Origin of the sequence: Mesorhizobium sp. M8A.F.Ca.ET.021.01.1.1, assembly GCF_003998025.1 — a bacterium.
In the GTDB taxonomy this organism is placed as follows: domain Bacteria; phylum Pseudomonadota; class Alphaproteobacteria; order Rhizobiales; family Rhizobiaceae; genus Mesorhizobium.
Genome location: NZ_RZSJ01000901.1, coordinates 1 through 1485 on the forward strand (window position 1 = coordinate 1; position 1485 = coordinate 1485).

Below are 1485 nucleotides of genomic sequence, written 5' to 3' on the forward strand. Positions count from 1 at the left end.
GCCTCGGCGCAGTCGGGCAAGCCGTCGGGCATATCGCCGCGCACGGCTTCGACCTCAAGGTTGTGGCAACGACGCGCAGCATGCAGCCGGCGCCGGAAAAAGTCGGCTTCCTGTCGATCGACGCGCTGGTCGAGCAGAGCGACATCATCGTGCTCTGCTGCCCGCTGACGCCGGAGACGCGCGGCCTGATCAGCCGCGAGCGCATCGCCCGCATGAAACCCAACGCACTGCTGATCAACGTGTCGCGTGGGCCGGTCGTCGACGACGACGCGCTGATCGAGGCCTTGCGGCAGCGCCGCATTGGCGGCGCCGCGCTCGACGTTTTCTCGACACAGCCGCTACCGGCAAATCATCCCTATTTCGGCTTCGACAATGTCATCATCACCCCGCATATGGCAGGGATTACCGAGGAATCGATGATGCGCATGGGCGTCGGCGCGGCCGGCGAGACCCTGCTGGTGCTGGCCGGCAAGCTGCCTGTCAATCTGCGCAATCCCGAAGTGGTCGATCATTACCGGCGGCGGTTTCCGGCCGACACGTGAAATACACCGCGGTTTCGCTTCAATTGTTGGTGACGCTGAAAGTCATGTTGTATCGTCGCTTGGCATCCTTGGTTCTCGCCGCGTGTTCGACCGCGGCCTTGCCTGCACTCGCTGCGGCAGAGGGCAGCGACTATGTCTACTGCAGCAATGGAATCGTCTGCTTCAGAGACCCTTGTCCCTCGGGTAACGCGCTGGATCTGGCCACCGGCAAGGTCATCAAAGGCGTGGCGCTCAACACCACCGAATTGGCGCTGCAAGACAGGGCCGCACCCGACACTTCCGACAAGCTTCAAGCGGGAAAGCTCGTCGTCAGAGGATCGATCCAGCATCGCGGTGAGCCGAACGACCCGCCCATGCTGGTCGTTACGCGTATCGAACGCGCCTCTGGCAAAGCCGAGCGCAGGCGCTGCGCGGCGCACTGATTGCCGTGGGCACGCTGCTCGTCACAGCAGGCTCTCCACTTCAGCCGCTATCCGCAGCAGACGATGGTCGTGGCCGTTGCGCGCGACCAGCATCAGGCCAGCCGGCAGCGCCGTGCCCGGCATTGGCAGCGAGATCGCGCAGAGGTCGAACTGGTTGGCGACCTGCGTGTTGCGCAGCAGCAGGCCTTCGACGTGGTCGCGCAACTCGGCATCCTCGGCCATGTAAGCGATGGTCGGCGCCGTCACCGGCGTGGTCGGCAGAGCCAGCACATCAACCGATGTCAGCCGCTCATCCATGGCTGCTGCCAGAGCAGTGCGGCGGCGCAAGGCCCTGATGTAGACCGGCGTCGGCAGCATGGCCGCCCGCGACAAGGGTCCACTCACATGCGGGTCGACCGGCGCCGGCGCGCCTGCCGCCAGCCAGTCGGCATGCACCTCGGCGCCTTCCATGGCGGCGATCGAACCGCGCTTGGTGGCCGCACGAAACTCCGCGATCATGTCGTCGATTGACAGATCCGCAA

At 65.1% G+C, this 1485-nt stretch carries 3 protein-coding genes; 2 read left to right on the forward strand and 1 reads right to left on the reverse strand.

Going from position 1 to position 1485, the window contains the following annotated elements; all coding sequences use genetic code 11:
* Both EOA36_RS35245 and EOA36_RS35250 read left to right on the forward strand, forming a co-directional pair.
* The coding region (locus EOA36_RS35245) for an NAD(P)-dependent oxidoreductase (protein ID WP_281040111.1) at positions 1–542 on the forward strand (542 nt) is incomplete at its 5' end.
* Positions 539–964, forward strand: coding sequence for a hypothetical protein (locus EOA36_RS35250; protein WP_245464555.1), 426 nt, complete (start codon positions 539–541; stop codon positions 962–964). The genes EOA36_RS35245 and EOA36_RS35250, both read left to right, overlap by 4 nt.
* 21 nt (positions 965–985) lie before the next feature.
* On the opposite strand, the gene EOA36_RS35255 is transcribed toward EOA36_RS35250, so the two are convergent.
* On the reverse strand, positions 986–1485 hold a 500-nt coding region (locus EOA36_RS35255), incomplete at its 5' end, for an amidase family protein (RefSeq protein WP_245464556.1).